This window comes from Nocardioides deserti (genome assembly GCF_014266025.1).
GTDB classification, from domain to species: Bacteria; Actinomycetota; Actinomycetes; order Propionibacteriales; family Nocardioidaceae; genus Nocardioides; species Nocardioides deserti.
This window is the reverse complement of the sequence record NZ_JACMYC010000017.1, coordinates 41,669-67,024: the sequence shown is the minus strand read 5'-3', so window position 1 is coordinate 67,024 and position 25,356 is coordinate 41,669. Positions and strand designations below refer to the sequence as shown.

Annotated in this window: 25 protein-coding genes and 1 riboswitch; of the genes, 5 read left to right on the top strand and 20 right to left on the bottom strand. The window is 72.7% G+C overall.

Annotated elements, in window-relative coordinates; translation table 11 throughout:
- The 3 genes from H7344_RS18100 to H7344_RS18090 all read right to left on the bottom strand — a co-directional run.
- Positions 1-491 (bottom strand): IS110 family transposase (locus H7344_RS18100; RefSeq protein WP_186347386.1); only part of this gene is annotated, 491 nt, incomplete at its 3' end.
- A gap of 331 nt (positions 492-822) precedes the next feature.
- Positions 823-1,209, bottom strand: a complete 387-nt coding sequence (locus tag H7344_RS18095; RefSeq protein WP_222130838.1) for a DUF1801 domain-containing protein — start codon at positions 1,207-1,209, stop codon at positions 823-825.
- Between the two features lie 179 nt (positions 1,210-1,388).
- Positions 1,389-2,738, bottom strand: coding sequence for an MFS transporter (locus H7344_RS18090; RefSeq protein WP_186347385.1), 1,350 nt, complete (start codon positions 2,736-2,738; stop codon positions 1,389-1,391).
- A gap of 124 nt (positions 2,739-2,862) precedes the next feature.
- On the opposite strand from H7344_RS18090, the gene H7344_RS18085 reads away from it, so the two are divergent.
- Positions 2,863-4,596, top strand: coding sequence for a DEAD/DEAH box helicase (locus H7344_RS18085; RefSeq protein ID WP_229706759.1), 1,734 nt, complete (start codon positions 2,863-2,865; stop codon positions 4,594-4,596).
- A 36-nt stretch (positions 4,597-4,632) separates the two neighbouring features.
- Here the strand turns inward: H7344_RS18085 and H7344_RS18080 are convergent, their stop codons facing one another.
- The 3 genes from H7344_RS18080 to H7344_RS18070 all read right to left on the bottom strand — a co-directional run bounded on the left by H7344_RS18080 (position 4,633) and on the right by H7344_RS18070 (position 6,757).
- Entirely contained in the window at positions 4,633-4,809 is a 177-nt protein-coding gene (locus H7344_RS18080) for a hypothetical protein (protein WP_186347384.1), read from the bottom strand.
- A 105-nt stretch (positions 4,810-4,914) separates the two neighbouring features.
- A complete protein-coding gene (locus tag H7344_RS18075) occupies positions 4,915-5,784 on the bottom strand; it encodes a hypothetical protein (RefSeq protein WP_186347383.1) in 870 nt (289 codons plus the stop codon).
- A 283-nt stretch (positions 5,785-6,067) separates the two neighbouring features.
- Complete coding sequence (locus H7344_RS18070) at positions 6,068-6,757, bottom strand: sulfotransferase family protein (protein WP_186347382.1); 690 nt, start codon at positions 6,755-6,757, stop codon at positions 6,068-6,070.
- Positions 6,758-6,860: 103 nt separating this feature from the next.
- On the opposite strand from H7344_RS18070, the gene H7344_RS18065 reads away from it, so the two are divergent.
- Both H7344_RS18065 and H7344_RS18060 read left to right on the top strand, forming a co-directional pair.
- On the top strand, positions 6,861-8,402 hold the full coding sequence (locus H7344_RS18065) for a TldD/PmbA family protein (protein WP_186347381.1): 1,542 nt from the start codon (positions 6,861-6,863) through the stop codon (positions 8,400-8,402).
- Positions 8,402-9,808, top strand: coding sequence for a metallopeptidase TldD-related protein (locus H7344_RS18060; protein ID WP_186347380.1), 1,407 nt, complete (start codon positions 8,402-8,404; stop codon positions 9,806-9,808). The genes H7344_RS18065 and H7344_RS18060 overlap by 1 nt, the downstream gene beginning before the upstream one ends.
- A gap of 35 nt (positions 9,809-9,843) precedes the next feature.
- On the opposite strand, the gene H7344_RS18055 is transcribed toward H7344_RS18060, so the two are convergent.
- A complete protein-coding gene (locus H7344_RS18055; RefSeq protein WP_186347379.1) occupies positions 9,844-10,311 on the bottom strand; it encodes a YdeI/OmpD-associated family protein in 468 nt (155 codons plus the stop codon).
- A 198-nt stretch (positions 10,312-10,509) separates the two neighbouring features.
- Here H7344_RS18055 and H7344_RS18050 point away from each other — a divergent pair, with 198 nt between their 5' ends.
- Positions 10,510-11,052 (top strand): hypothetical protein, encoded by a 543-nt coding sequence (locus H7344_RS18050; protein WP_186347378.1) that lies wholly within the window; start codon positions 10,510-10,512, stop codon positions 11,050-11,052.
- A gap of 51 nt (positions 11,053-11,103) precedes the next feature.
- Here H7344_RS18050 and H7344_RS18045 read toward each other — a convergent pair whose 3' ends face one another.
- From H7344_RS18045 to H7344_RS18020, 6 genes are all read right to left on the bottom strand, one after another.
- Positions 11,104-12,456 (bottom strand): serine hydrolase domain-containing protein, encoded by a 1,353-nt coding sequence (locus tag H7344_RS18045; protein ID WP_186347377.1) that lies wholly within the window; start codon positions 12,454-12,456, stop codon positions 11,104-11,106.
- 18 nt (positions 12,457-12,474) lie between these two features.
- Complete coding sequence (gene gcvP, locus H7344_RS18040; protein WP_186347376.1) at positions 12,475-15,360, bottom strand: aminomethyl-transferring glycine dehydrogenase; 2,886 nt, start codon at positions 15,358-15,360, stop codon at positions 12,475-12,477.
- 75 nt (positions 15,361-15,435) lie between these two features.
- Positions 15,436-15,554, bottom strand: a riboswitch (glycine riboswitch).
- A 111-nt stretch (positions 15,555-15,665) separates the two neighbouring features.
- The gene (locus H7344_RS18035) at positions 15,666-16,259 is read right to left on the bottom strand and encodes a MerR family transcriptional regulator (RefSeq protein WP_186347375.1); all 594 of its coding nucleotides are present in this window, start codon (positions 16,257-16,259) and stop codon (positions 15,666-15,668) included.
- A 214-nt stretch (positions 16,260-16,473) separates the two neighbouring features.
- Positions 16,474-16,941 carry a bifunctional nuclease family protein gene (locus H7344_RS18030; RefSeq protein WP_166194323.1) on the bottom strand — a complete coding sequence of 156 codons (468 nt, stop codon included), beginning with the start codon at positions 16,939-16,941 and terminating at the stop codon, positions 16,474-16,476.
- Positions 16,942-17,027: 86 nt separating this feature from the next.
- Positions 17,028-17,780: a transcriptional regulator FtsR gene (ftsR, locus tag H7344_RS18025; RefSeq protein WP_186347374.1), complete on the bottom strand. Its 753-nt coding sequence runs from the start codon at positions 17,778-17,780 to the stop codon at positions 17,028-17,030.
- An 11-nt stretch (positions 17,781-17,791) separates the two neighbouring features.
- Positions 17,792-18,322 carry an FHA domain-containing protein gene (locus tag H7344_RS18020; protein ID WP_166194327.1) on the bottom strand — a complete coding sequence of 177 codons (531 nt, stop codon included), beginning with the start codon at positions 18,320-18,322 and terminating at the stop codon, positions 17,792-17,794.
- A 396-nt stretch (positions 18,323-18,718) separates the two neighbouring features.
- On the opposite strand from H7344_RS18020, the gene H7344_RS18015 reads away from it, so the two are divergent.
- Positions 18,719-19,396, top strand: a complete 678-nt coding sequence (locus tag H7344_RS18015) for a TasA family protein (protein ID WP_186347373.1) — start codon at positions 18,719-18,721, stop codon at positions 19,394-19,396.
- 100 nt (positions 19,397-19,496) lie between these two features.
- Here H7344_RS18015 and gcvH read toward each other — a convergent pair whose 3' ends face one another.
- The 7 genes from gcvH to H7344_RS17980 all read right to left on the bottom strand — a co-directional run bounded on the left by gcvH (position 19,497) and on the right by H7344_RS17980 (position 25,057).
- Positions 19,497-19,883, bottom strand: a complete 387-nt coding sequence (gcvH, locus tag H7344_RS18010; RefSeq protein WP_186347372.1) for a glycine cleavage system protein GcvH — start codon at positions 19,881-19,883, stop codon at positions 19,497-19,499.
- Positions 19,884-19,929: 46 nt separating this feature from the next.
- Positions 19,930-20,676: a DUF881 domain-containing protein gene (locus tag H7344_RS18005; protein WP_186347371.1), complete on the bottom strand. Its 747-nt coding sequence runs from the start codon at positions 20,674-20,676 to the stop codon at positions 19,930-19,932.
- Positions 20,669-21,001, bottom strand: a complete 333-nt coding sequence (locus H7344_RS18000) for a small basic family protein (RefSeq protein WP_166194335.1) — start codon at positions 20,999-21,001, stop codon at positions 20,669-20,671. Before H7344_RS18000 ends, H7344_RS18005 begins: the two co-directional genes overlap by 8 nt.
- A complete protein-coding gene (locus H7344_RS17995; RefSeq protein WP_186347370.1) occupies positions 20,998-21,927 on the bottom strand; it encodes a DUF881 domain-containing protein in 930 nt (309 codons plus the stop codon). The genes H7344_RS18000 and H7344_RS17995 overlap by 4 nt, the downstream gene beginning before the upstream one ends.
- Positions 21,920-22,525, bottom strand: coding sequence for a CDP-alcohol phosphatidyltransferase family protein (locus H7344_RS17990; protein ID WP_268238521.1), 606 nt, complete (start codon positions 22,523-22,525; stop codon positions 21,920-21,922). The genes H7344_RS17995 and H7344_RS17990 overlap by 8 nt, the downstream gene beginning before the upstream one ends.
- A 79-nt stretch (positions 22,526-22,604) precedes the next feature.
- Positions 22,605-23,675, bottom strand: a complete 1,071-nt coding sequence (locus tag H7344_RS17985; protein ID WP_186347369.1) for a hemolysin family protein — start codon at positions 23,673-23,675, stop codon at positions 22,605-22,607.
- The gene (locus H7344_RS17980; RefSeq protein WP_186347368.1) at positions 23,672-25,057 is read right to left on the bottom strand and encodes a hemolysin family protein; all 1,386 of its coding nucleotides are present in this window, start codon (positions 25,055-25,057) and stop codon (positions 23,672-23,674) included. The genes H7344_RS17985 and H7344_RS17980 overlap by 4 nt, the downstream gene beginning before the upstream one ends.
- Positions 25,058-25,356: the final 299 nt, after the last annotated feature.

Sequence of the window (25,356 nt, the reverse complement as noted above, 5' to 3'; positions counted from 1 at the left end):
CGCTTCACTTGCCCTGGCAGGAGTTCTGCCAACAACGCCTGGAGTCGGTCGACGGTCTGGACCCGCCGACGGGTCAGTGCCTCACGCCGGTCGGTGAGCATCCGCAGCGCCTCGAGCTCCCCGTCGAACCGCAGCACCCGCAGGCTCGTCGTGCGGACTGCGACTGCTGCGACCGCGTGGGCATCGTGGGCGTCGGTCTTGCGGTTATGGCCGGTGTCGAAGAGCCGGACTCGGGCGGCGAGCTTCGCTGGGACGTCGACGACCTGCTCGCCGTCCTCGAGCAGTCGTTGCGCGAGCGGTCGCCCGGCGCCGTTGCTTCCCTCCACCGCCCAGACCCGCTCCGGCCAGGCCTTGGCGTACTTGCGCATCGCGGCGTAGCCGGCCCGATCGGTGGTGAACCGGCCTGATCCGAGCATCTGCTCACGCCGGTCAACGACCTCGATCGTCGCCGACAACTTGTGGGGATCCACCCCGATGACGACCTGCTCCATGTGCTGCTCCCGCCTGTGCTCGATCCGATGTGGACGGCGAGGTGGGCATTGCTACTACGAGCAGGGCAGTCCCTTCTTGAGCCACGCCTCGTCACGGTGACCGGCGGGCCGCAGACCGAAAGTGAGCCACACCAGAACAGCCGGTGGGCAGCCGCATAGAGAGCTGCCCGCCGATCACCTGAGCCGAGTCTGGCCAGACGCCGGCCCTATGGAAATCGTCTAGTAGCCGCCTGTCGGCGACTGCTCGTCCGCTCGCTCCGGGCAAGCGGACGAGCAGTGCTTTCCGTCCCTAACGGGACACAGGGTTGTGCTGCCCGGGGAGTGCAGCCGCTCAGTCGACGACAGACCGGACGATCTCGGCGATCCGCTTCTCGGTGGCGTCGTCCACCGTCTCGAAGTACCAGGCGGCCGGCATCAGCTGCCCGTCGACGCCGCCTGCTGCGCGGAAGGCTGCCTTCTCGGTGATGGCGAGGTTCAGGCGTTCGTCGTTCCGCAGGGTGATGAGCGCGGGCGTGCTTGCCGACATCGCGTAGGCGGGCATCCCGTACCAGATGCGCGGCTTCAGGGTGGGAGCCGCAGCCGTGATGACGTCGTGCACGCGCTGCATGGTCGACCGCCGCGGCTCGTCCATCTTCGCGATCTTGTCGACCACCTGCGTCAGGTTCTTCTCGTCCTTCGACGACATGTCATGTCCTTCCGTCTGCCGATGTCGCAGCATCGGTGATGTGAAGTCGGCGCTAGAGTTGCGCCGCACCCCATCCGGACATGTCCTGAGCTGGTCAGGCCTCTCCGCGATGATTCACGTGGTTGGTTACGTGGAAGCGCAGTCGACGGCGTACCGCCACCACTCAGGCTAACGGACGCGCTGCGACGGAGCCGGGACGCGCCACCCGCCGCTCAGCGCGGGACCGGGGTGTCGGTGACGGTGGTCCCGGGGTCGAGCGGCTCCGTCAGCGTGGTCGCGGGCGGAGGCGCGTCCTCGGGAGCGCCGGCGCGGGCGTCGGCCAGGACGTCGGCCGGGACGTGCTGCTCGAGGTACCGCCGTCCGGCGCGGGTCGCCGGGTGCATGGCGGCCGCAGCGGCGCTGACGATGGCCGCGATGATGAGCCAGCCGACGGCGCCCCACTCCATCGCGAGGAAGCCGTAGACCGCCGGCGCCCAGAACCGGCCGAGGGTGTTGCCGAGCTCCGAGACGCCCTGGTAGTCCCCGCGCCGCCGGGGATCCATCAGCTCCGCCTCGAAGGTCCACCCCGAGGCGGAGAGATAGAGCTCGGCCCAGGTCAGGACGATGTGGCCGACGAAGAACAGCACGACCGTGACCCAGCCGACGGTCTCGTGGGTTGCCAAGGTGACGAGGCAGGTGAGGGCGAAGAAGAGCGCGGAGAGGCGCACTGCGCGCAGGGCGGTGTCGACGTCGCGGATGCCGCGCGCCGTCAGCCGGGGCAGCACGATGCACATGACGGTATTGGTGGCGAAGAGCACCGCCACGAGCTCATGAGGAGCGTCGGTCTCGATCACCAGCCACAGCGGGATCACCGTGTGCAGGAGCACCTGGTTCGACCACAGCACGCCGGTCAGGAAGGTCACCGCGAGCCAGCTGCGGTTGCGGATGGCCGGCGGGCCTTCTGGCTGCGGACGGGGCTCGTTCGAGCGGACGTCGTGGGTGGCGTTCGGGAGCCGGAGGATCGCCACCGCGTTCACCAGGAAGAGCACGCTGGTGAGGAGCGGCGCCCAGCGCAGCACGTCCGCGCCGAAGGCGATGGCACCGCCGCTCAGGAACGCCCCGAGGCTGAACCCGACGTTGAGCGCGGAGTACATGTAGGCCCGGGACTCGACGCGCTGGCCTGGCGGCAGCACGTCGAGGACGTAGGCGCCGTGGGCCGCGCCGGCGAGGCTGCCCGCGACCTCCATCGCCACCGCGATCGCGACGAACTGCGGGAAGCCGTCGATGAAGGGCCATGCGAGGAACAGCGCGCCCTGCACCACCGCGCTCAGGGACCACATCCGCTTGGGGCCGAACCAGTCGACGAGCTTCCCGGCCGGCACCGCGACGACGAAGCTGGCGATCGCCGCGACCGTGAGCCCCACGCCGACCTGGCCCAGCGACAACCCGAGGATGACGCCGAAGTAGACGGCCGATCCCGCCAGGAACGCTCCGTCGCCCGTGGCGAAGAGCAGCGACTGGACGGAGAGCCGCCCGGCGAGGGTGGACGGGGGCGTGACGTAGGTGCGGAGCGCGGTGAGCATCGTGGCTGATTCTCTCCCTCGCCGGCAGCGGACGTCGCGCGCATTTCTCCCGACCGGTCGAGCGTCACAGTGCCGGACGGAGCGCCGCCGCCCGGTGGGCCGGGGTCGCCGCTAGCGTCCGGGGGTGGCCAGGTCTCGCGGTTCCGGCGCTCCTCGGCGCAGCGCTCCACCGCGCCGCAAGGGCACGGGACCATCGCAGCGACCGCTGCCGACCGCCGGGCCGGGCGAGCGGCTGTGGGTGCTCGACGTGCCGTACGGGACGCAGGTCGACGGCGCCGGCTGGCACCCGGCGGTCAAGACCCACCTGTACGTCGGACGCGACCTGCCCGAGCACCTCGCGGCGTACTCCCCCGGCCCGCACACGCTCGGCCGGTTCGTCGAGAACACCCTGAACCCCGACGACCCCACCGCCGCGCCCGAGCCGACCGAGGCGCTCGAGCCGCGGCGGATCCAGTTCGAGGCGGCCGACGCGATCGCGGAGCGGGCGGCGGCAGGCGGGCGGCTGTTCCTGCTGGCCGACGAGCCCGGCGTGGGCAAGACCATCTCGGCGGTCCTCGGCGCGACGGCGGTCGGCGACCTCCGCGGCGCGCGACGGGTGCTCGTCGTGGCCGACCGCCCGGCCGCGATCACGATCGGCCACTGGTGCCGCACGATCACCGCGCTCGGCGACGGCGGCCTCGAGTGGGTCGTCATCACGTGGGACCGGCTGGAGAAGGTCACCGACCACGAGTGGGACGTGATCATCGCCGACGAGGCCCACGCCCTGCGTCGCACGACGACGAAGCGGTGGAAGCTCTGGGCGCGGATCTCGGGCCACGGGCGGCCGCACGACCAGGCGCCGTTCGTCATCGCCACGACCGCGACCCCGGGGCACACGCCGCTCGAGCTGCCGTACCTCGCTCCCGCCTACGCCCAGGTGCTCGGCGAGCCGATGCGGGAGTGGACCTCGGCCACGCAGCCCGGGGCGACGTTCGCCGCCGCGCTCGAGCGGCACGGCGTCGCGGTGGAGCACGGCCGGTACGGCGCGACCTGGACCACCGACCCCGCGCGACGAGCCGCGGACCTGAAGCTGGTGCGCGGCTGGCTCGCCGACGAACGGCCGCCCGCGATGCTGCACCGCGCCGCACCGTGGGGGCCGGTGCCGATCTCCGGCATGCCGGTGGCGCTGACGCCGGCCGAGCGGACGGCGTACGAGGCCGAGTGGGGCGAGTTCTGCCGCGAGATGGACATCGCGCGCCGCGGCCGCAACGTGGCGAAGGGACGGGCCGCGCTGCTGCGCTTCCGGCAGAAGGCCGGGCTGATCCGGGTCGACTCGACCGTCGCGTGGATCGCCCAGCAGGTCGAGGCCGAGCGGCAGGTGGCGTGCTCGGTCGAGTTCGTCGCGACCGCTGCCGACCCCATCGCCGACCGGCTGCGTGACGCCGGCATCGAGGTGGCCACGATCTACGGCCGCGACCGGTTCGACGCCGAGGCCGAGCGGCTGAGGTTCCAGACCGGCCAGGCGACGGTCTGTGTCTTCACCACCGTCGCCTCGATCAGCCTCCACGCCGGCGAGACCCTCGCCGACGGCCGCCAGGCGAGCACCGAGCCCCGCGTCGGGCTCTTCCACCAGGCCCGCTTCTCCGGCATCGCCGGACGGCAGGTCACCGGCCGCACCCACCGCGACCACCAGGTCTCGCCGTGGCACATCGCGTACGCCGAGGGCACGGTCGAGGAGCAGGTCGGCAAGGTGATGGTCGAGCGGATCGCCGCCGCCTCCGACACCGTCGGCAGCGACACCACCGGCCTGGCTGACCTCGCCGAGCTGCTCGGCGCCGACTGGCTTCCGCCCGCGAGCCTGACCGAGGACGGCGCCTGAGGGACGGGACGGGCCGGGCCGGGCCGGTTCAGCCGGTCACCAGAACGTGCTGGCGGGCCCGTCCTCCGGCATCCGGTAGCTCTCGGCCTTGCCCTCCAGCTGCGCGACGCGCGACTGGTGGTCGCCACGGAGCTGGTGGGCCCCGCGCGAGCGGTACCAGGACACGAGCGAGCCGACGACCAAGAAGGTCACGACGGCGATCCAGAACCACATCGGGGGCCTCCTCGGTCGGTGTGCCCGATGCTCCCACGGATCGGGAGCTTCCGACAGCGTCGAGGCCCTGACGACGCGGCTGAGACCGAGGACGGCGTCGCCCGGTCAGGTGCCGGCGTCGGCCCGCGGCCTGCTCGCGAAGTACTGCTCCAGCTCGCGGAAGCGCTCGGGTTCCAGCGCGGCCTCGGGGTCCGCCACGATGTCACGCTCGATCCGCTCGCGCGCCGCGGCGTACAGCGGCGGGCTCAGGGCGTGCGGCAGGTTGCGGACGTACCACCCGCGGAACGTGCTCGCTCCCCAGCGCTGCAGCATCCGTGCGATGAGGCCCGGGCGGCCGCGACGCACACAGAATCCGACCGCCCGGCCGAGCACGAACGCCAGCCCCAGCGCCAGCGCCATCACGAGGAGGGTGCCGACGATCTCGTCGCTGGAGAAGTTGTCGACGACGGCGAGCAGCCCGCCGTAGTAGACCGGGGTGAGCACCTCCACCTGGTCGATGTAGGGACCGACCTGGTCCGCGACCGCGGCGAGGTCGGAGATCGCGTCCAGGTCCGGCTTCGCGCCCCACGCATCGCTGACGTGGCCCCACGCGTCGCGAGGGTTCCACGGGAGCGCATCGCGGGCCTCCAGCACCTCGCTGTACGTCGTCTCGATGCCGCCGAGCGTCTCCGCGCTCCGGTCGATCGCGTCCTCGAGCTCCGCCTGCGGCGGCGTCTCCTCGTTGACGTGGTCGAGCGCGACCTGGATCTCCGCGCGGTGGTCCACGACGTACTTCGCCGCGCGGTAGCGCTCCTCCAGGCTGGGGATCGCCGCCACCGCGTCCTGCGCCTTGCCGCCCACCGTCTCGGCATCGCTCAGCGCCACGGCGACCGCCGCGCCCGCGCCGTACGCCTTGATCCCCAGCTCCAGGAGCGAGCCGAGCAGCAGGCGGCCGGTCTCGAGCCGGCGTCGCAGCGTCGGGGGGTCAGGGGTCACAGGGGTCTCCCGAGGTCGTCGCGGCACGGCCGCCGGGGCACGTCGGCTCCCCTGTTGCCCGCCGCGTCGATCTCAACGACCCGTCGGCCGCTCGGCTGAGCGCTGCGTACCTCTTCAGCAAGCCCGCGGTCGCCCGGTCCCAGCGGGCGGCGGACAGGTTCGTCGGCCAGCCGATGAAACTGTCGGCGGGCCGCTGAAGTTTCATCGTCCCTCCGTCAGCTTCATCGGCCAGCCGATCAAGCTGACGCCCGTCACCCGCCCCCCGCCGACGCGCCCAGCCGTGTCAGTGCAAGCCGGTCCAGCCGGAGACGTCGAGCCCCCAGTCCTTCGCGAGCCGCTCGGCCTGCGGTCGGTACATCACCTGGAGCGACTCCTTCAGCCCCGGCGTCCAGTCCCACTCAGCCTGGGAGGAGGAGCCGGAGGCACGCTCGACCTCGGCGAGCGGAACGGGGTCGACGCCGATGAGGCGCCACACCTCGCCGACCGCGGCCTGCGGATCGCGACGGACGTTCTCGTAGACCATGACGTGCATCCGCTCGCGCCCGACCGCCGCCGCCCACGCGTCGAGCTGGTCGGCGTAGAAGCCGCTCCAGGTCTGCACCGTGATCGGCACCGGGTAGGGCCACGACTTCCCGCGGGTCGCCGCCAACCGCATCGCGGAGCGGAACCGCTCCACCGGGTCGCGCAGCAGCACCAGGACCGGCGCGTCCGGCACGAGCCGGGCAGCCGTGGCGGGGGCGGAGGCGTGGCGCAGCGACTGCGGCGTCCACTCGCCGCGGTGGACGCCGTCGGCGGGGAAGAGGTCGAGGTACGCCGAGGCCTCGGCCCGGCCGTCGCCGACCTTGTGCAGCAGCTGCTGCTCCTTCTTGCCGTTCGTGCCGAGCCCGACGGACGGGTGCTGCGTCAGCAGGTCGGTGAACCACGTCGTCCCGCTGCGCTGCGCGCCGATCCCCAACCACGCCGGTGAGCTCATGGGCAGCACCCTAACGACGCCGGTACGCCGTCGCGGACGGGCCGGGGGCGACCGCCGGAAATGCGGTGGCGGCGCCGTCGGTGCTCGGCACTAGGGTCGCGCCATGAGCGAGCCGGGTCTCGATCCCACCTTCACCGCCCTCCCCCACCGCTCCCTCGGCGAGGTGGCGCTCAGCCGGGCGCGCGAGCTCGGTGCGAGCCATGCGGAGTTCCGCTTCGAGCGGGTGCGCTACCAGCACCTGGGCGTCCGCGACGGCGCGCTCCAGGGCGCGAGCGACGCCGAGGACCTCGGGTTCGCGGTCCGGGTCGTGCATCGGGGCGCGTGGGGGTTCGCGTCCGGGGTGGTGCTCACGCCCGAGGAAGCGGTCCGCGTCGCCGACACGGCCGTCCAGGTCGCGCGGGTCGCCGCCGCGATGACGACCACCCCCGTCGAGCTGGCGCCGGAGCCGACGTACGACGACGTCACGTGGGTCTCCTCCTACGAGATCGACCCGTTCACCGTGCCCGTCGCGGAGAAGGCCGCGCTGCTCATCGGCTGGACCGAGCGGCTGCGCGCCGGCGCGGCCGTCGACCACGCGAGCGCCAGCCTGCAGCAGGTCGACGAGCACAAGTACTACGCCGACCTCGCCGGCACCCGCACCACCCAGCGCCGGATCCGCCTGCAGCCGTCGTTCGAGGCGATGGGCACGAGCGCGGACACCTTCGACTCGATGGCGAGCATCGCGCCGCCGGTCGGGCGCGGCTACGAGTACCTCGTCGGCGGCTCCGCCGGCCCGCTGTGGGACTGGGACGCCGAGCTCGCCGAGGTGCCCGAGCTGCTGGCGGAGAAGCTCGCGGCGCCGAGCGTCGAGGCCGGCACCTACGACCTGGTCATCCACCCCTCCAACCTGTGGCTGACCATCCACGAGTCCATCGGCCACGCCACCGAGCTGGACCGCGCGCTCGGCTACGAGGCCAACTACGCCGGCACGAGCTTCGCCACCTACGACCAGCTCGGGACGCTGCAGTACGGCAGCCCCGTCATGAACGTCACCGGCGACCGCACCGTCGAGCACGGCCTCGCCACCACCGGGTACGACGACGAGGGCGTCGCCACCCAGCAGTGGGACATCGTGCGCGACGGCGTCCTCGTCGGCTACCAGCTCGACCGGCCGATGGCCGCGATGAAGCCGGAGCTCGCCGGGCCCGACCACCCGCAGGGCCGCTCGAACGGCTGCGCGTACGCCGACTCCCCCGGCCACATCCCCATCCAGCGGATGGCCAACGTCTCGCTCCAGCCGGCGCCGGACGGCCCGAGCACCAAGGACCTGATCAGCCGGGTCGAGCGAGGCCTCTACGTCGTCGGCGACAAGTCCTGGTCGATCGACATGCAGCGCTACAACTTCCAGTTCACCGGCCAGCGGTTCCACGAGATCCGCGACGGCGAGGTCGTCGGCCAGGTGCGCGACGCGGCGTACCAGTCCACGACCACGGACTTCTGGGGCTCGATGGAGGCCGTCGGCGGCCCGCAGACGTGGGTGCTCGGCGGCGCGTTCAACTGCGGCAAGGCCCAGCCCGGGCAGGTCGCCGCCGTCAGCCACGGCTGCCCCACCGCGCTCTTCCGCGGCGTCCGCATCCTCAGCACGACCGACGAGGCACGCCACTGATGTCCGGCACCACGATCACGGGGGCCACCCCGCAGGACCTGGTCGCGCACGCGCTCGCCGCGACCACCGCCGACGACTGCGTGGTCGTCGTCCGCGACCGGACCAGCGCGAACCTGCGCTGGGCTGGCAACACGCTGACCACCAACGGCGTCATGCGCGGCGTCGACGTCACGGTCGTCTCGTTCGTGCGGCGTGCCGGCGGGACGTGCACCGGCTCGGTGTCGGGCAGCGCCACCGACCGGGCGCAGATGGCGGCGCTGGTCGAGGCGGCCGACTCCGCTGCCCGCGCCGCCTCCCCCGCGGAGGACGCCGCCGAGCTGGTCCGCGACCGCACCTCGGCGGACTGGGCGGACGAGCCGGTCCGCACCGGCATCGAGGTGTACGACGCGTTCGCGCCCGCCCTCGGCGAGGCGTTCGGCCGCGCCGGTGCGGCCGGCCGGGTGCTCTACGGCTTCGTGAACCACGAGCTGACCACCACCTACCTCGGCTCGACGACCGGCCTGCGCCTGCGCCACGTGCAGCCGACCGGCCACTACGGGTGCACCGGCAAGACCGCCGACCTCACCTCGAGCGCCTGGGTCGGCGGCGCCACCCGCGACTTCGCCGACGTCGACGCCCTCGCGATGGACGCCGAGCTCGAGCGACGGCTCGGCTGGGGCAGCCGCCGCGTCGACCTCCCGGCCGGCCGCTACGACACCGTCCTGCCGCCGAGCGCGGTGGCCGACCTGATGATCGACGCCTACTGGTACGCCGGCGCGCGGGTCGCCCACGAGGGCCAGTCGGTCTACAGCCGCCGGGGCGGTGGCACCCGCGTCGGCGAACGGATCGCGCGCGAGAACGTCCACCTGCTCAGCGACCCGTCGTACCCGGGACTGGAGTGCTCGCCGTTCGTCGTCGCCTCCTCCTCGGGCAACGAGTCCTCGGTCTTCGACAACGGCCTGCCGCTCGAGCGCACCGACTGGGTCCGCGACGGCGAGCTGGCCGCGCTGCTGCAGACCCGCCACTCCGCCACGATGACCGGCCTGCCGGTGACCCCGGCGATCGACAACCTCGTGCTCGACGTCGACGGCGGGTCGGGCAGCGCCGAGGACCTGGTGGCCGGCGTCGAGCGCGGCCTGCTGCTCACCTGCCTCTGGTACATCCGCGAGGTCGACCCGCAGACGCTCCTCCTCACCGGCCTCACCCGCGACGGCGTCTACCTCGTCGAGGGCGGCGAGATCACCGGCGCGGTCAACAACTTCCGCTGGAACGAGTCCCCCGTCGACCTGCTCCGCCGCTTCACCGCCGCCGGCGAGACCGTGCCCAGCTTCAGCCGCGAGTGGGGCGACGACTACTTCAGCCGCACCGCCACCCCGGCGCTGCGGGTCCCGGACTTCAACATGTCGAGCGTGTCGCAGGCGATGTAGCCGCCACCCTCTCCGGCTGGTTGAGCAGCACGCGGCTACCGCTGCTTGCCCGCGGCGAAGAGACCGACCGCCTTGTCGATCCGCCGGCGGCGGGTGTCCTCGGCCTTGGCGCTCTCGACCTGGCCGACGTGGTAGCGCTGGAGGCTGTTCGACAGGCCGTCGAAGAACCCTCGCACGCCGCGAGCATCCATCGCCTCGGCGAGGTCGACGGGAACGTCCACCTCCCGGGGCGTGGTCGCGAGCGTCAGCGTCACCCGGATCGGGTCCCCGCCGGCAAGCCCGGTCGCGGCCCGCACGGCGGCGCTGACGCCGACCAGGTGCTGCCCGCCCATCACGGCGACCGTGCTGCGGTACTCGTAGCCGTTCAGGTCCACGTGGACCGGCGGCCGCTTGCCCTGCCCCAGCCGCGCGACCGCGTCCGGGGGCACGACGATGCCGGTGTTGTTGCCGACGGCGTGCAGCGTCGACTCGAAGGTCACGCTCGCGGGGTGCTGGGTGCTCATGGGGTCTCCCGTCGCGGTGCCGCCGATGGCGTCGGCTGCTGGCGGGTCGACCGTACGACCGGCCGGGACTCATCGACCGCGCCCTGCCGCTGGCCGGGCAGCGGACTGGTCCAGACCGGCCGGGCGGCCGCGCAACCGCGTCGCGCGCCCCGGCGTACTCCCGGTGTCACCCACACACCCACAGGAAGCAGCACCACCATGCGCACCCCCCTCGCCCTCGCCGCCGTCGCCACCGCGGTCGTCGGCCTCGGCTCCCCCGCCACCGCCCTCACCGCCGACGCCACCGCTACCAGCGCCTCCCAGACCACCGCCTCCGAGACCAGCCGCGAGCGCGGCGTCGTCATCGAGTGCGGCGGCAGCTACCGCGGCGACGACCTCTACGTCAGCGTCTACGAGAACAACCTCTACGCCAACGTGTTCCAGGTCGTCGTCGGCGACGACGGCCTCGGCAACATCCGCGAGTCCGCGAAGGGCTTCGTCGAGAAGAAGCAGGTCCGCGCGACGCTGAAGCTGGACGGCAGGAAGGTCCTCGTCACCGGCACCGCCAAGCCCTACGGCAAGAAGGTCGCTGTCCACGAGGAGCACGACGACGCCGGCCAGCACATCGTGGTCGACGGCGTCCACCGCAAGCTCCGCACCGACCTCACGATGCGGTGGAAGGGCCGGACGGTCGACCTGACCTGCGCCGACGCCTTCCGCTACGACCTGCAGGTCACGAAGACCGACACCACCGGCGACTGAACCGGCAGCAGCCCGCACCACCCCGAGCCGGCACGCGCAGCGGCGTGCCCGTCAGCGACCCGGACGTCCCCCAGGAGCGGGGACGTCCGGGTCGTAGGGCGTCCGGGTGAGCACGAACGTCGCCACCTCGAGGTGGCTCACCGATCCGTCCGGGCGCCGAACGACGTGCAGCTCCTCGCCGTGGTGGTAGCCCCGCGTCCCCACGATCCGTCCGTCGACCGCGGCGAACCGCCACTTCTCGGCACCGCCCGCCCCGGTCGCCACGACCTCGCCGCCACCAGGCCCGCCCGCGAGTGCCAGGACGAAGGGCGTGTTGCCCCAGTGCCAGACGCCCAGCACGCCGTCGACCTCTGGCGGCACCGCCGTCGTCGGCACCCAGGGCTGCGGCAACGTCGGCTCGCACCCCTCGAGCTCCTCCAGCAGCACCCGGGCGAGGTCGCTGGGCGAGAACCCGGTCGTCGCCGGCGCCATCACCACCGCGCCGGTGCGCCGCTCGCGGTCGACGAAGCACGACGCCAGGAACCCCGGCATCGACCCGCCGTGCCCGAGCAGCGTCCCCGACCCACCGCGGAGCAGCTGGAACCCCAGCCCGTGCGCCGAGGCCAGCGCGTCGCCCGCGGACCCGGCCTGCGGGACGGACGCGGTCGTCAGCCACGACGCGTCGAGCACGTCGGCGTGCCCGTCGACCAGGAACGCGGCGTACGTCGCCAGGTCGGCCGCCGTCGACCACAGCTGGCCCGCGGGCGCCATGGCGCGGGTGTCCGTGGCGGGCTCCGGCACCAGCTCGCGGGTGTAGGGATCGACCGACCAGCCCGAGGCGGCCGGCCCGGTCGGCAGGTACGACGTCCGGGTCATCCCCAGCGGCTCGAGCGCGAAGGCCGAGACGCACTCCGCCCACGGCCGACCGTGCACCCGCGCGACCAGCTCGCCGAGCAGCGCGTAGCCGAGGTTGGAGTAGTGGAACCGCGACCCGGGCGAGGTGACCGCCGGTGCCGGGGCGTGCGCCGCCGCCAGCTCCCCGAAGGACACCCCGTCGGTCCGCTCCCACCACTCGCCGGCCGGCTCCGCGCCGATCCCCGAGGCGTGGGCCAGCAGCGAGCGCACCGACCGGTCGCCGTACGGCACCTCTCCGAGCACGACCGAGACCGGTGCGTCGAGGTCGACCCGCCCGTCCCGCACGAGCTGCAGCACCAGCACCGCGGTCAAGGTCTTGGTGATCGACCCGATCCGGTGCTGCACGTCGGCCGGGTCGTGGTCGGGCACCGGCGGCGTGCCGTACGTCCCCGACCACACCAGCGCGCCGTCGCGCACCACCCCGGCCGTCACCGACGGCAGCCGGCCGCCGGCCTGCGCCCGCGCGAGGTGGACGAGGAGCCGGCGGCCGGTGCTGTCAGCGACGTTCATGGGGCCATCTTGGCCGGGCTACTCCGCGAACGCCTCGAGGGGCGGGCAGGAGCACTGCAGGTTGCGGTCGCCGTAGGCCTGGTCGATGCGCGCGACCGGCGGCCAGTACTTGTCCGGGTCGATGCCGGTCGGGAAGACGCCGAGCTCGCGCGGGTAGGCACGGTCCCAGTCCCCGACGAGCGCGCGCGAGGTGTGCGGCGCCCCGCGCAGCGGCGAGCCCTCCGGCGTCCACTCCCCCGCGGCCACGCGGTCGATCTCGCCCTTGATCGCGATCATCGCCTCGCAGAACCGGTCGATCTCGGCCAGGTCCTCGGACTCGGTCGGCTCGACCATGAGCGTGCCGGCCACCGGGAACGACATCGTCGGCGCGTGGAAGCCGTAGTCGATCAGCCGCTTGGCGACGTCGTCGACGCTGACGCCGGTCTCCTTGGTGATCCCGCGGACGTCGAGGATGCACTCGTGCGCGACGAGGTCGCCGTGGCCGCGGTAGAGCACCGGGAAGTGCTCGCCGAGCCGCGCCGCGACGTAGTTCGCCGACAGCACCGCGCTCGCGGTCGCCCGGGTCAGGCCGGCGCCGCCCATCATCCGCACGTAGGCCCACGAGATCGGCAGGATGCCCGCCGAGCCGTACGGCGCCGCGCTGATCGGGCCGATGCCCTCGCGCTTGGTGACGTCGGGGTGCATGCCGTGCGAGGGCAGGTACGGCGCCAGGTGCTCGCGCACCGCGACCGGGCCGACGCCCGGGCCGCCGCCGCCGTGCGGGATGCAGAAGGTCTTGTGGAGGTTCAGGTGCGACACGTCGCCGCCGAACTCGCCGGGCTTGGCATGGCCGAGCAGCGCGTTGAGGTTGGCGCCGTCGACGTAGACCTGGCCGCCGTGCGCGTGCACGACCTCGCACAGCTCGGTGATCGTGTCCTCGTAGGCGCCGTGCGTCGACGGGTAGGTCACCATGATCGCGGCCAGGTCGTCGGCGTGCTTCTCGCACTGCGCGCGCAGGTCGTCCATGTCGATGCCGCCGTCGGCCGCGGCCTTGACGACGACCACCCGCATGCCCGCCATGACCGCGGAGGCGGCGTTGGTGCCGTGCGCGGACGACGGGATCAGGCAGACGTCGCGGCCGGTGTCGCCGTTCGCGTGGTGGCTGTTCGCTTGGTGATAGGCGCGGATCGCGAGCAGCCCGGCGAGCTCGCCCTGGGAGCCGGCGTTGGGCTGGATCGAGACGCGGTCGTAACCGGTCACCTCCGCCAGCCAGCCCTCGAGCTGGTCGACGAGCAGGTGGTAGCCCGCGGCGTCCTCGGCCGGCGCGAACGGGTGCAGGTCGGCGAAGCCCGGCAGTGACACCGGCTCCATCTCGGTGGTCGCGTTGAGCTTCATCGTGCACGACCCGAGCGGGATCATCCCGCGGTCCAGGGCGTAGTCGCGCGCCGAGAGGCGCCGCAGGTAGCGCAGCATCTGGGTCTCGCTGTGGTGGGCGGAGAACACCTCGTGGGTGAGGTAGGCCGTGGTGCGGCGCAGCGGGTCGGGCAGCGCGTCGGCGGTGGCCCGGTCGACGTCGTCGATCGCGACGCCCTCGACGCCGAAGGACGCGAGCACGCGCTCGACCGTCGACCGGGTCGTGCACTCCGACGTGCTGATCCCGACCGTGTCGGCGTCGACGAGCCGGAGGTGGATACCCCGCTCGCGGGCGGCCGCGACGACCTCCGCGGCCCGCCCCGGCGCCGCGACCTGGATCGTGTCGAAGAACTCCGCGTGCCGCGGCTCGTGCCCGGCCGCGCCCAGCGCGGCGGCCAGCACGGCGGCGTACCGGTGGGCGCGGGTGGCGATCGCCCGCAGTCCCTCGGGGCCGTGGTGCACGGCGTACATCGAGGCGACGACGGCGAGCAGCACCTGAGCGGTGCAGATGTTGGAGGTCGCCTTGTCGCGGCGGATGTGCTGCTCGCGGGTCTGGAGCGCCAGGCGGTACGCCGGCCGCCCCTCGGCGTCGATCGACACCCCCACGAGGCGGCCGGGCAGGTGCCGCTCGAGACCGGACGCGACCGCCATGTAGCCGGCGTGCGGGCCGCCGTAGAACAGCGGCACGCCGAACCGCTGGGAGGAGCCGACGACGACGTCCGCGCCCATCGAGCCCGGCGACTCCAGCAGCGTGAGCGCCAGCAGGTCCGCGGCGACGACGGCCAGGCCGCCGCGCTCGTGGACGGCGTCGATGACCGGCCGCGGGTCGAGCACGCGCCCGGACGCACCCGGGTACTGCACCAGCACGCCGCAGGCCTCGCCCTCGGGGAGCCCGTCGGCCAGGTCGGCGACGACGACCTCGATGCCCATCGCCTCGGCCCGGGTCCGCACGACCTCGATCGTCTGCGGCAGAGCGTCGGCGTCGACCACGAACGGCCCGGTCGCCTTCTTGTTTCCTCGCCGGACGAGCGTCATCGCCTCGGCCGCTGCCGTGCCCTCGTCGAGCAGCGACGCGTTGGCCGTCGGCAGGCCGGTCAGGTCGCCGACGACGGTCTGGAAGTTGATCAGCGCCTCGAGGCGGCCCTGGGAGATCTCCGGCTGGTACGGCGTGTACGCGGTGTACCAGCTCGGGTCCTCCAGCACGTTGCGGCGGATCACCGGCGGGGTGATCGTCGCCGAGTAGCCCAGCCCGATCATCGCCTCGAGCGGGTTGTTCATCGCCGCGATCGCGCGCAGCTCGCGCCCGGTGGCGTCCTCGGACTGCGCCGGCGGCAGGTCGAGCGCCGCCTCGGTGCGGATGCCACCGGGGACGGCGGCCTCCATCAACGCCTCGAGCGAGTCGAAGCCGAGCCGCTCGAGCATCGCGGCCTCGTCGGCCGGCCGGAGACCGATGTGGCGGTCGACGAACGGCAGCGCGCCGTCGAGCTCGGAGAGAGTGGGGCGGTCGGACATAGGGCGAGGGCTCCTCGGACGCGGGGTCGGGTTCCCTCCCCCTCTGTCACACCGTCGCTGGTGCTCCAGAGTCGCCTGCTCCACACGGTCCGGGCGCCTGAGAGGTTCCGGGGAGGAATTGCCCCTTCGGCGCTCCGCTCCGGCTGGTCGTGCTGGGTCCTGACGCCGGGCGGAGACTCTCCCGTGCGGGATCGTCAGCGTCCCCGAGGCTAGCAGCAGCCCCCGACAGTCCCCCGAAATGACGACGGCCCGCTGCCCCGGTGAGGGGCGGCGGGCCGGCACGTCGTACGTCGTGGGGCCGGCGTTCAGCCGATCTTGCGCGCGGCGCGGCGCGCGGCGAGCTCGTCGTTCGCGGTGGGCGCGGCTTCGTCGGCGGTGCGCTCGCTCGGCAGCTCGGCGAGGGTGCCCTCGATCTCGCGCCAGACACCGCCGATCGCGATGCCGAAGACGCCCTGGCCGCCCTGGAGCAGGTCGATGACCTCGTCGCTGCTGGTGCACTCGTAGACCGAGGCGCCGTCGCTCATCAGCGTCACGCGGGTCAGGTCGTCGGTGCCGCGCTCGCGCAGGTGCTGGACCGCGGTGCGGATCTGCTGCAGCGAGATGCCGGCGTCGAGCAGGCGCTTGATGACCTTGAGCAGCAGGATGTCGCGGAAGGAGTAGAGCCGCTGGGAGCCGGAGCCGCTCGCGCCGCGCACGGTGGGCTCGACCAGGCCGGTGCGGGCCCAGTAGTCCAGCTGGCGGTAGGTGATGCCGGCGGCGTTGCACGCGGTGGGGCCGCGGTAGCCGGTGTCACTGGGCAGGGGCGAGACGTCGTCGGTGAAGAGGAGACCCTGCTCCTCGGCCACCTCGGCCGCGACAGCGGCCTCGGGGTGCTCGCCCTGCTGCTCCTGCTCGTTCACACGGTCCTCCGTGGGTCTACTCCGTTGTGCGTAACTACCCGGGGAAGGTGCCGTGATCGCGGAGCGCAACCACAACGGTGGAGTTACAACAGAGACAGTTCAAGGTAGGCCTCGGCAGGGAGGTCGTCAAAGATCAAGGCGGCGTGTCGGAACCCTCAAGTTGAGGTTGAGGGTGAGGCTCCCGCGGTACGCCGCCGGCTGACCGACCGGCGCGTCAGCGGGACTCGAAGTCCTCGGGCGTGACCTGGTCGAGGAACTCACGGAACTTCTCCACCTCGTCCTCCTGCTCGGCCGGCACGGCGAGCCCGGCCTCGTCGAGGACCTCCTCGGCGCACACGATCCGCGTGCCCGTGCGCAGTGCCAGGGCGATCGAGTCCGAGGGGCGGGCGCTGACCTCGGCGCCGGTGCCGAAGACCAGTGTCGCGAAGAAGACGCCGTCCTTGACGTCGGTGATCCGGACCTCGGTGAGCTCGTTGCCGGTCGCCTCGAGGACGTCCTTCATCAGGTCGTGGGTCAGCGGGCGCGGCGGGACCACGCCTTGCTGGGCGAACGCGATCGCGGTGGCCTCGACCGCACCGATCCAGATCGGGAGGTACCGCTCCCCCGTCACCTCGCGCAGCAGCACGATCGGCTGGTTCGACGGCATCTCCACCCGGACACCCATGACATCGACTTCGCGCACACCTTCACCCTACTCCCGCCCGGTGAGCCCGGACGGTCGCGTCGGGACGGGACGCGGCGTGCGTCGGCGGCGATGTTGCCCGGGTGTCAGGAGGAGCGGAGGCCGGCCTTGACGAGGGTGGCGTGCAGGCGGACGGAGAGGGCGGCGATCTCGGAGACGGCCTCCTCGGCGCGGGCCCGGGCTGCGGCGTCGCGGCCGCGCTTGTGCGGCGCGACGACCTGCTCGACCAGGCCGACCTCGCGGTCGGCGGCGGTCTTGAACGCTCGGAGGTGACGTGGCTCGAAGCCGAAGTCGGCCAGCTCGCGGGCGGTCTGCGCGATCACGAGCGCGTCGGTGTCGTAGTGGCCGGTGCCGGGCTTGGCGCTGATCAGGCCGTACTGCTCGAGCTGGTCGAGCAGGTCCTCGGAGATCTCGGCGACCTTGACCAGCTCGCGGCGCGAGAGCCGCATGCCGTCGTGGCGCCGGAACGACTCCGGGCTGGGCAGGCCGTCGGCGGAGAGCGCGACCTTCGGCACGGTGGGCACGACCGGCTCGATCGCCGGCGGCTCGAGGCCGCGGTCGATCGCGTCGAGGTGCTCCCCGATGACCTTCAGTGGCAGGTAGTGGTCGCGCTGCATGCGCAGGACGTACCGCAGCCGGTCGACGTCGTCGGGTGAGAACTTCCGGTAGCCGGCCGGCGTCCGCTCGGGCTTGATCAGCCCCTTGTCCTCGAGGAAGCGGATCTTGGGGATGGTGACACCCGGGAAGTCCGGTCGGAGGTGGTCGAGAACCTCTCCGATGTTCATCCGGGCGCGCGGCGCCCCCGCGGCGCCTGCGGCGGCCGAGCCGATCGAGCTCATGCGCGGGCGGCTCAGCCGGCCTGGTGCCCGGCGAAGAACACCAGGCGGTACTTGCCGATCTGCACCTCGTCGCCGTCCTTGAGCTGCACCTTGTCGATGCGGTCGCGGTTGACGTACGTGCCGTTCAACGAGCCCACGTCGCTGACGGTGAACGTGTCGCCGTCGCGGTCGAACTGCGCGTGGCGACGGGAGACCGTCACGTCGTCGAGGAAGATCTCGCTCTCGGGGTGCCGGCCCGCGGTCACCACGTCGGCGTCGAGGAGGAACCGGCTGCCCGAGCCGGGGCCGCGCTGCACGACGAGCAGCGCGTGGCCGGCCGGGAGGGCGTCGACCGCGGCGGCGTCGACGGGATTGAGCTGACGGTCGGAGGTCTCGGTCTTCTCGCCGAGCCCGATCTGGATGGTGGCGGTCGAGTCACCCTGGCCCACCGGCGGCGTCGCCGGAGCCGTGGTCTCGTCCGCGGTCACCAGCTTGGTGCCGCACTGCGAGCAGAAGCGGGCGTCGTCGGGGTTCTGCCTGCCACACGCGGTGCAGAACGGCATCGGGCATCCTCCGGGGTCCGGCATTCGGGCGGTGCGAGAAGTGGTGCAACCCTCACCTCGGGGCTGAGGTTGACGGTTGTCCGAACCTATCAGCCGGGGACGGCCGATCAAGCGGTACCGGAAAGGCCGCGGCCGGCGGGAGCGGGCCGGTGGTGGGGTCAGCATCCCAGGTGAACTTGGGATGCTGACGCTTCTCGGCCATCGCAACGGCCGACAAGCGGCGGGAAAGGCCGTGGAGTGGGCTCAGGGACGCCGGCTCAGGGGTCTTGCGGACCTCTTGAGGGAACGTCGGGGATGAGCCCGGGGGTGCCTTGATCTGGGCTCGGCAGAGTTCCGGTCATCAAGGAACGCCCCGTCGGAGAGACCGGCGGCCCCCTCCCCGAGAGGTTCCCCCCGATGACCAACAGCACCGGCACCCGCAAGGCCGTCCGCAAGGCCGTCAAGAACACCAAGGCCAGCCGCAAGAACCGCACGACCGCCGCCAAGCTGGTCGCCTCGGTCGCCCTCGTCGCCGGCGCCGCCTCGGTCGCGGGCCTCGGCACCTTCGGTGCCTTCACCTCCACCACCTCGGCCTCGGAGTCGGTCGCGGCCGGCACCATCAAGCTCGGCCAGGGCACCTCCACCCAGGCCCCCTCGATCGCCGCCACCGGCCTGGTCCCCGGCGACACCGTCGAGCGCGACATCGTCCTGACCCGCGGCGCGAACGACGAGAAGTTCGGCACCGTCTCCCTCACCACCACCGCGACCGCCACGAACCTGCTCTCCACCGACCTCACCAACGGCCTGCAGATCAGCATCGACCAGTGCTCCACCGCCTGGACCAAGGTCGACGCCACCAAGACCAACGGCGCGCTGACCTGCAAGGGCACCACCACCCCGGTCCTCGCTCCCCGCCCGGTCATCGGCGCCAACCTCGCCCTCGACAAGGCCACCACCGCGCTCAACGACACCAAGGTCTCCCACCTCCGGGTGACCCTGAAGTTCCCCGAGACCGCCGGCAACCCCTTCCAGGGCATGGCCAACACCATCGGCCTGACCTTCGACGCCACCCAGCGCGCCGTCGAGAACCGCTGACCCGCAGCGAGGGACCGAAGAACAGTCACACAGCACGAGGCTCCGGTCGCCGGACGGCGACCGGGGCCTCGTGCGTGTGCGCGACGTTCATGCGCGCCGATCAGGAGTCGAGCGAGGCCTCGTACGCCGCGGCGTCCATGAGGGCGCCGACGTCACCGCTGTCGGCCGGCACGACCTCGAAGAGCCAGCCGCCGCCGTACGGGTCGCTGTTCACCAGCTCGGGCGTCGCGTCGAGGGAGTCGTTGCGCGCGACGACCTCGCCGGAGACCGGGGCGTAGACGTCGCTGACCGACTTCGTGGACTCCAGCTCACCGCAGGTGGAGCCGGCCTCGATGGTCGCGCCGACATCGGGCAGGGAGACGTAGACGATGTCGCCGAGCGCGTCCTGGGCGTAGTGGGTGATGCCCACGCGCACGGAGCCCTCGGTCTCGCCGGGGGTGCGCAGCCACTCGTGCTCGCTGGTGTACTTCAGGTCCTCGGGGTACAACGCGGTCTCCAGACGGTGGCTCGGTGGACAGGTCGGTGGTCCGACCCTACTGGCCGGCCGGGTCGAGGTCCGGCGCGGCGTAGTCGGGCTGCTGCGGCTCGCGGACGCTCTCGATGTCGAGCGAGGACAGCTCCTCGATGTCGACCTCGGCGTTGTCCTCCTGCAGCTTGGAGACGACGCCCCGGGCGATGGAGATCGCGCCGCTGAGCGTGTCGGGTGCGCCGATGGCGTCAAGGACGTACGGCGGGCCGAGCAGCTCGCCGTCGACGACGAGGCCGCCCTCGGCCTCGGCGAACGACGACTGGGCCACCAGCCGCACCTTGCCGTTGAGCTGCATCGCCTCCGCGTTCGAGGTGCGCAGCTCCTGGACCAGGTCGATGAAGTCCTGGACCCCGATGGCCGTGTCGGTCTCGGTGATGGTGACCCGGATGCCGGGGCCGGTCACGGGCACCGTGCCCGCGAGGATCGCCAGGGTGTCGGCCTGGGTCTGCGCCTCCTCCAGCGCCGTGCCGACGCGGCGGGTGTCGGTGCGCAGGTCCTCGCGCGCCTCCTCGAGGCGCTCGATCTCCGACTCGGCGCGCTGCGTGGTGCCGGCCAGGCCGTTGAGGACGTCGATGAGGTCCTGCTCGCGCAGGCCGGCGTAGGTGGTGTCGACCTCGGTCGCCCGCACCTGCACGATCGCCGCGAACCCGACGAGCGCCAGGAGCACGCCGACGACGACCTGGCTGCGCGAGGGCTTGAGCACCGCGCGCAGCAGCCGGGTCCGTCCGCTCGACGGCGTTGGGTCAGGCATGGAACAGGTGGCGGCGGATGGCCGCGACGTTGGAGAAGATCCGGATGCCGAGCACGACGATGACGCCGGTCGAGAGCTGGCCGCCCACGCCGAGCTTGTCGCCCAGGTAGACGATCGCCGCGGCGATGACGACGTTGGAGACGAACGAGACGACGAAGACCTTGTCGTCGAAGATCCCGTCGAGGTAGGCCCGCAGTCCGCCGAAGACCGCGTCCAGCGCGGCCACCACGGCGATCGGCAGGTAGGGCTCGAGGCCGAGCGGCACGTCGGGCTGGAAGACCAGCCCCAGCACGATGCCGACCAGCAGGCCGAGCGCGGCGATCACGGTGTCTCCTCCGGGGGTCCCTTGTCGTCGTCCCCGAGCGGCCGCACGGAGCGCAGCTCGCGCAGCCGGGCGGCCGGCAGCGCAAGGTCGTCGTCGTTGTCCATGTCGAAGGCTATGCCGTAGTCGTTCTCCAGCTGCAGCATCCAGCTCCCCTCGGTGGAGTCGAGGAAGCGGGACTGGAGCGTGCGGGTGTCACCGATCGCCTCCACACGGTACGGCGGCGACAGGTTGACCTTGTTCACCCGCACGACCAGGCCGGAGCTCCGGATGGCCGACAGCGCGGTGAGCCGCTGTCCGTTGATCGCGATCGCCTCGGCGCCGACCCGCCACAACCCGTTGACCGCGATCCGCAGGTCGACGTCCTTGACCTCGCTGTCGGTGATCTCCGGCGGTCCGTCGTCGAGGGTGATGCTGACGCCGGGACCGCGCACGGCGACGTACCCCGTCCGGGTCTGCACCCGGCGCAGCCGGGTGACCTCCGCCTCGTGGCTCGCGCGGGCGCGGGTGAGCCCGCGCTCGAGCTCGGCGTTCTCCTCCCGGAGGTCGACGATCCGGTCCTGGAGGTTGGCCACGCGCTCCCGCTCGTCGGTGACGCGGCGGACCAGGGTGGCGCGGCTGGCGGCGTCGACGTCCTCGTTGCGCGAGGTCTGCACGAACGCCGTCGTGGCGAGCAACCCGAAGACCACCGCGACGACCGCGGCGACCCGGTGCCGCGCCATCTCCGGGCGGGCCGGCTGCTCCCCCGCCTCCGGACCGGCGGCCGCGCCCGCTTCCCGAGCGGCCCGGACGGCGAGAGCGCGGCGCTCGGCGGCGTGGAGGTAGTCCTCGTCGAGAGACTGCTGGGTGATCAGCGTCAGGAGCGGGAGCCGCACCCGCGCCGGCGTCAGCCGGTCCGGCTCGGGCGTCCCCGCGCGCTCGTCAGGCATCGAGCGCAGTCCGGCGCCGGGGCTCGGTCGTGACGAGCAGGGTGCGCACCTGCCACGCGTAGAGCAGCCCGGCCCACCAGTAGAGGCCGATCCCCCACAGCGCGAAGGCCCAGCCGAGCACCTGCGCGAGCTCAGCCACCGTGCCGTCCCCGTCGCCGAGGAAGAGCAGCGGGAAGGCGTAGAGCAGGTTGAACGTCGCCGCCTTGCCGAGGAAGTGGACCGGCAGCGCGGTGTAGCCGCGGGTGCGCAGGAACGGCACGAGCACCCACAGCAGCAGGTCGCGCAGCGGCAGCGAGACCGCCAGCCACCACGGGATCACGTCCCGCATCGCGAGGCCGACCACCGCGGCGAGGATGTAGAGCCGGTCCGCGATCGGGTCGAGCGCCTGGCCCAGGACGGTCACCTGGTCCCACTTGCGGGCCAGGTAGCCGTCGAGCCAGTCGGTGACCCCCGAGACCATGAGCACGGCCAGCGCCCACACGTCCGCCTCGGGTCCGAGGACCAGCCACAGGAACAGCGGGACCCCGGCCAGCCGGAGCATGCTCAACACGTTCGGCAGCGTCCACACGCGGTTCGTGCGGGGACGGTCGGCTGCCACGCGCCACACCCTAACCGCCGCGGGAGCGGCCCCGAAGCAGCAGGTCAGGCGCGGTGTGGCGCCCGTCAGACGTCGGTCGTCAGACGCTGGTCGTCGGGTTCGGCACGGGGTCCTCGTGGTGGGCGGCGTCGCGGATCTCGCCGACCAGCTCCTCGAGCACGTCCTCCAGCGTCGCCAGCCCCAGCGTGGTGCCCGCCGTGTCGACCACCCGGGCCATGTGGGCGCCGCGCCGCTGGAGCGTCTCCAGCGCGTCGTGCAGCGACTCGTCGGCGGTGACTGGCGCGAAGGGGCGGACCCACTTGTCGTCGACCGGCCGCTCGCGGCGCTCCTCGTCGGGCTCGAGCACGTCCTTGATGTGCAGGTAGCCCACCATGTCGCCGTCGGCGCCCGCGACCGGGAACCGGCTGAAGCCGGTCGCCGCGCACAGCGCCTCGACCTCCGCGGCGGTCGAGCCACGGCGTACGACGGTCAGGGTGTCGGTCGGCATCAGCACCGAGGCGACCGTCTTCTCGGTGAAGCCGAGCGCGCCGGCCAACCGGTCGTACTCGTCGGCCTCGAGCAGGCCCTCGCCGCGGGACTCCTCGACCAGGGCTGCGACCTCCTCGCGGGTGAACGCGGAGGTCAGCTCGTCCTTGGGCTCGACCCGCATCAGCCTCAGGATGCCGTTGGCCGCGGCGTTGAGCACGACGATCAGCGGCTTGAGGACCGTGACGACGCCGAGCAGCGGCGGGCCGAGGACCATCGCGGAGCGCTCCGGGCCGGCGATGGCGATGTTCTTCGGCACCATCTCGCCGAGCACGACGTGCAGGTAGGTCACCAGCGTCAGCGCGATCACGAACGCGATCGGGTGCAGGAAGGCGTCGGGTGCACCGAGGGCGTGGATGCCCGGCTCGATCAGGTGCGCGATCGCGGGCTCGCCGACGGCACCGAGGCCGAGCGAGCAGATCGTGATGCCGAGCTGGGCGCCCGCCATCATCAGCGAGACCTGCTCCATGGCGCGCAGCGTCGTGCGGGCCATCCGGGAACCGGCCTGGGCGTGCGGCTCGACCTGGCTGCGGCGCGCCGAGACCAGGGCGAACTCCGCGCCGACGAAGAAGGCGTTGGCGGCCAGGAGCACGACGACGAGGACGATGCCGGCGGTGTCGCTCATGCCTGCTCACCGCCGTCCGCGGCCGGGTCGGACGTCGCCGAGGCCGGCTCGCCCTCGTGCAGGCGCAGCGAGAGCCGGTCGATGCGCAGGCCGTCCATGTGCTCGACGGTCAGCACGGCCAGCCGCTCGCGGGGCTGCTCGGGGTCGCTGGTGTCGGCGACGGGCACCTCCGCGATGTCGCCCGAGGCGGGCACCCGGCCGAGCGCGCGCAGCACCAGGCCGGCGACGGTGTCGTAGTCCTCGTTCTCCGGCAGCTCGACCCCGGTGAGGTCCTCGACCTCGTCGGGGCGCAGCAGCCCGGAGATCAGCCAGCTGCCGTCGCGGCGCTGGCGGGCGCGGGCGCTCATCCGGTCGTGCTCGTCGGCGATGTCGCCGACGATCTCCTCGACGACGTCCTCGAGGGTCACGATGCCGGCGTGGCCGCCGTACTCGTCCAGGACGACGGCCATCTGGAAGCTCTCGTTGCGCAGCTGCGCGAGCAGCGGGTCGAGCCGCAGGGTGTCGGGCACGACGATCGGCTTGGCCATCAGGTGCTTGACCTTCGTGGTGCTGCGCTCGTGCAGCGGCAGGGCGACGGCGTTCTTGACGTGGACCGTGCCGACCACGGTGTCCTCGTCGTCGAGCACCGGGAAACGGGAGTGGCCGGTCGAGCGCGCCAGCTCGATCACGGCCGAGGCGCGGTCGTTGGCCTCCAGGCTATGGGTGCGCACGCGCGGGGTCATGATCTCCCCCGCGGTGCGGGTGCCGAACTCCACCGATCGCTCCATCAGCTCCGCGGTGTCGGCGTCGAGGGTGCCCTCGTCGGCCGAGCGCGCGATGAGCGAGGCGAGCTCCTGGGAGCTGCGCGCCGAGCGCAGCTCCTCCTGCGGCTCGATGCCGAGGCGGCGCACCAGCGCGTTGGCGGAGTTGTTCAGCACCCGGATCGGGCCGCGGTTGACCGCGGTGAAGAGCCGCATCGGGCGCTGGGTGGCGCGGGCGACCTGCAGCGGCAGCGCGATCGCGAGGTTCTTGGGCACCAGCTCGCCGAAGAGCATCGTCAGCACGGTGCCGATGACCAGGCCGAGGGCCACGGCGACCGGCGAGACGGCGCCGTCCGGCACGCCGAGCGCGCCGAGCGGCTCCTCGATCAGGTCCGCGATCGCCGGCTCGGCGAGGAAGCCGATGCCGAGGTTGGTGACCGTGATGCCCACCTGCGCGCCGGAGAGCTGGGTCGACAGCGAGCGGAGCGCGGTCTGCACGCCGCGGGCGCCGGCGTCACCGGCCTCCGCGGCCTGGTCGACCTTGTTGCGGTCGACGGTGACGAGCGCGAACTCGGCGGCGACGAAGATGCCGCAGGCGACCACGAGCAGGAGCGCGATCGCGAGCAGGACGAGGGGCGTCACGGGAGCTCTCCGTAGAAGGAGAGCGGGCTACTTTGAGAGCCGTCCATCGGGGGTTCTCTGGGTCCTTGTCGTCTCAGGGCCGGGGAGCCGACCACGATACAGGCGCCCCGCGGCCGCGGCACAGTCCTGCGAGCCGTCCTCGCACGGCCTCTCGACCGTTCGCCGTCCGGGCATGACCCGGCCGGGCCATGACGCGTCGGAGGGTCAACGGAGGCGCGACCGCGGCTCGACACGCCACACTGGTCCCCGGCGGCGGGGGGCTGCCGGCCCGACCCGTCGCGCGACGGGACCGTCCGAAC

Excerpts from the sequence above, each read along its gene's own strand:
- gcvP (WP_186347376.1), bottom strand. The coding sequence starts at position 15,360 with ATGTCCGACCGCCCCACTCTCTCCGAGCTCGACGGCGCGCTGCCGTTC.
- H7344_RS18095 (WP_222130838.1), bottom strand. The coding sequence starts at position 1,209 with ATGCTGCGACATCGGCAGACGGAAGGACATGACATGTCGTCGAAGGAC.
- H7344_RS18015 (WP_186347373.1), top strand. The coding sequence starts at position 18,719 with ATGACCAACAGCACCGGCACCCGCAAGGCCGTCCGCAAGGCCGTCAAG.
- H7344_RS18050 (WP_186347378.1), top strand. The coding sequence starts at position 10,510 with ATGCGCACCCCCCTCGCCCTCGCCGCCGTCGCCACCGCGGTCGTCGGC.
- ftsR (WP_186347374.1), bottom strand. The coding sequence starts at position 17,780 with ATGAGCTCGATCGGCTCGGCCGCCGCAGGCGCCGCGGGGGCGCCGCGC.
- H7344_RS17995 (WP_186347370.1), bottom strand. The coding sequence starts at position 21,927 with ATGCCTGACGAGCGCGCGGGGACGCCCGAGCCGGACCGGCTGACGCCG.
- H7344_RS18070 (WP_186347382.1), bottom strand. The coding sequence starts at position 6,757 with ATGAGCTCACCGGCGTGGTTGGGGATCGGCGCGCAGCGCAGCGGGACG.
- H7344_RS18005 (WP_186347371.1), bottom strand. The coding sequence starts at position 20,676 with ATGCCTGACCCAACGCCGTCGAGCGGACGGACCCGGCTGCTGCGCGCG.
- H7344_RS18090 (WP_186347385.1), bottom strand. The coding sequence starts at position 2,738 with ATGCTCACCGCGCTCCGCACCTACGTCACGCCCCCGTCCACCCTCGCC.
- H7344_RS18080 (WP_186347384.1), bottom strand. The coding sequence starts at position 4,809 with ATGTGGTTCTGGATCGCCGTCGTGACCTTCTTGGTCGTCGGCTCGCTC.
- H7344_RS18055 (WP_186347379.1), bottom strand. The coding sequence starts at position 10,311 with ATGAGCACCCAGCACCCCGCGAGCGTGACCTTCGAGTCGACGCTGCAC.
- H7344_RS18045 (WP_186347377.1), bottom strand. The coding sequence starts at position 12,456 with ATGAACGTCGCTGACAGCACCGGCCGCCGGCTCCTCGTCCACCTCGCG.
- H7344_RS18065 (WP_186347381.1), top strand. The coding sequence starts at position 6,861 with ATGAGCGAGCCGGGTCTCGATCCCACCTTCACCGCCCTCCCCCACCGC.
- H7344_RS17985 (WP_186347369.1), bottom strand. The coding sequence starts at position 23,675 with ATGAGCGACACCGCCGGCATCGTCCTCGTCGTCGTGCTCCTGGCCGCC.
- H7344_RS18020 (WP_166194327.1), bottom strand. The coding sequence starts at position 18,322 with ATGCCGTTCTGCACCGCGTGTGGCAGGCAGAACCCCGACGACGCCCGC.
- H7344_RS18060 (WP_186347380.1), top strand. The coding sequence starts at position 8,402 with ATGTCCGGCACCACGATCACGGGGGCCACCCCGCAGGACCTGGTCGCG.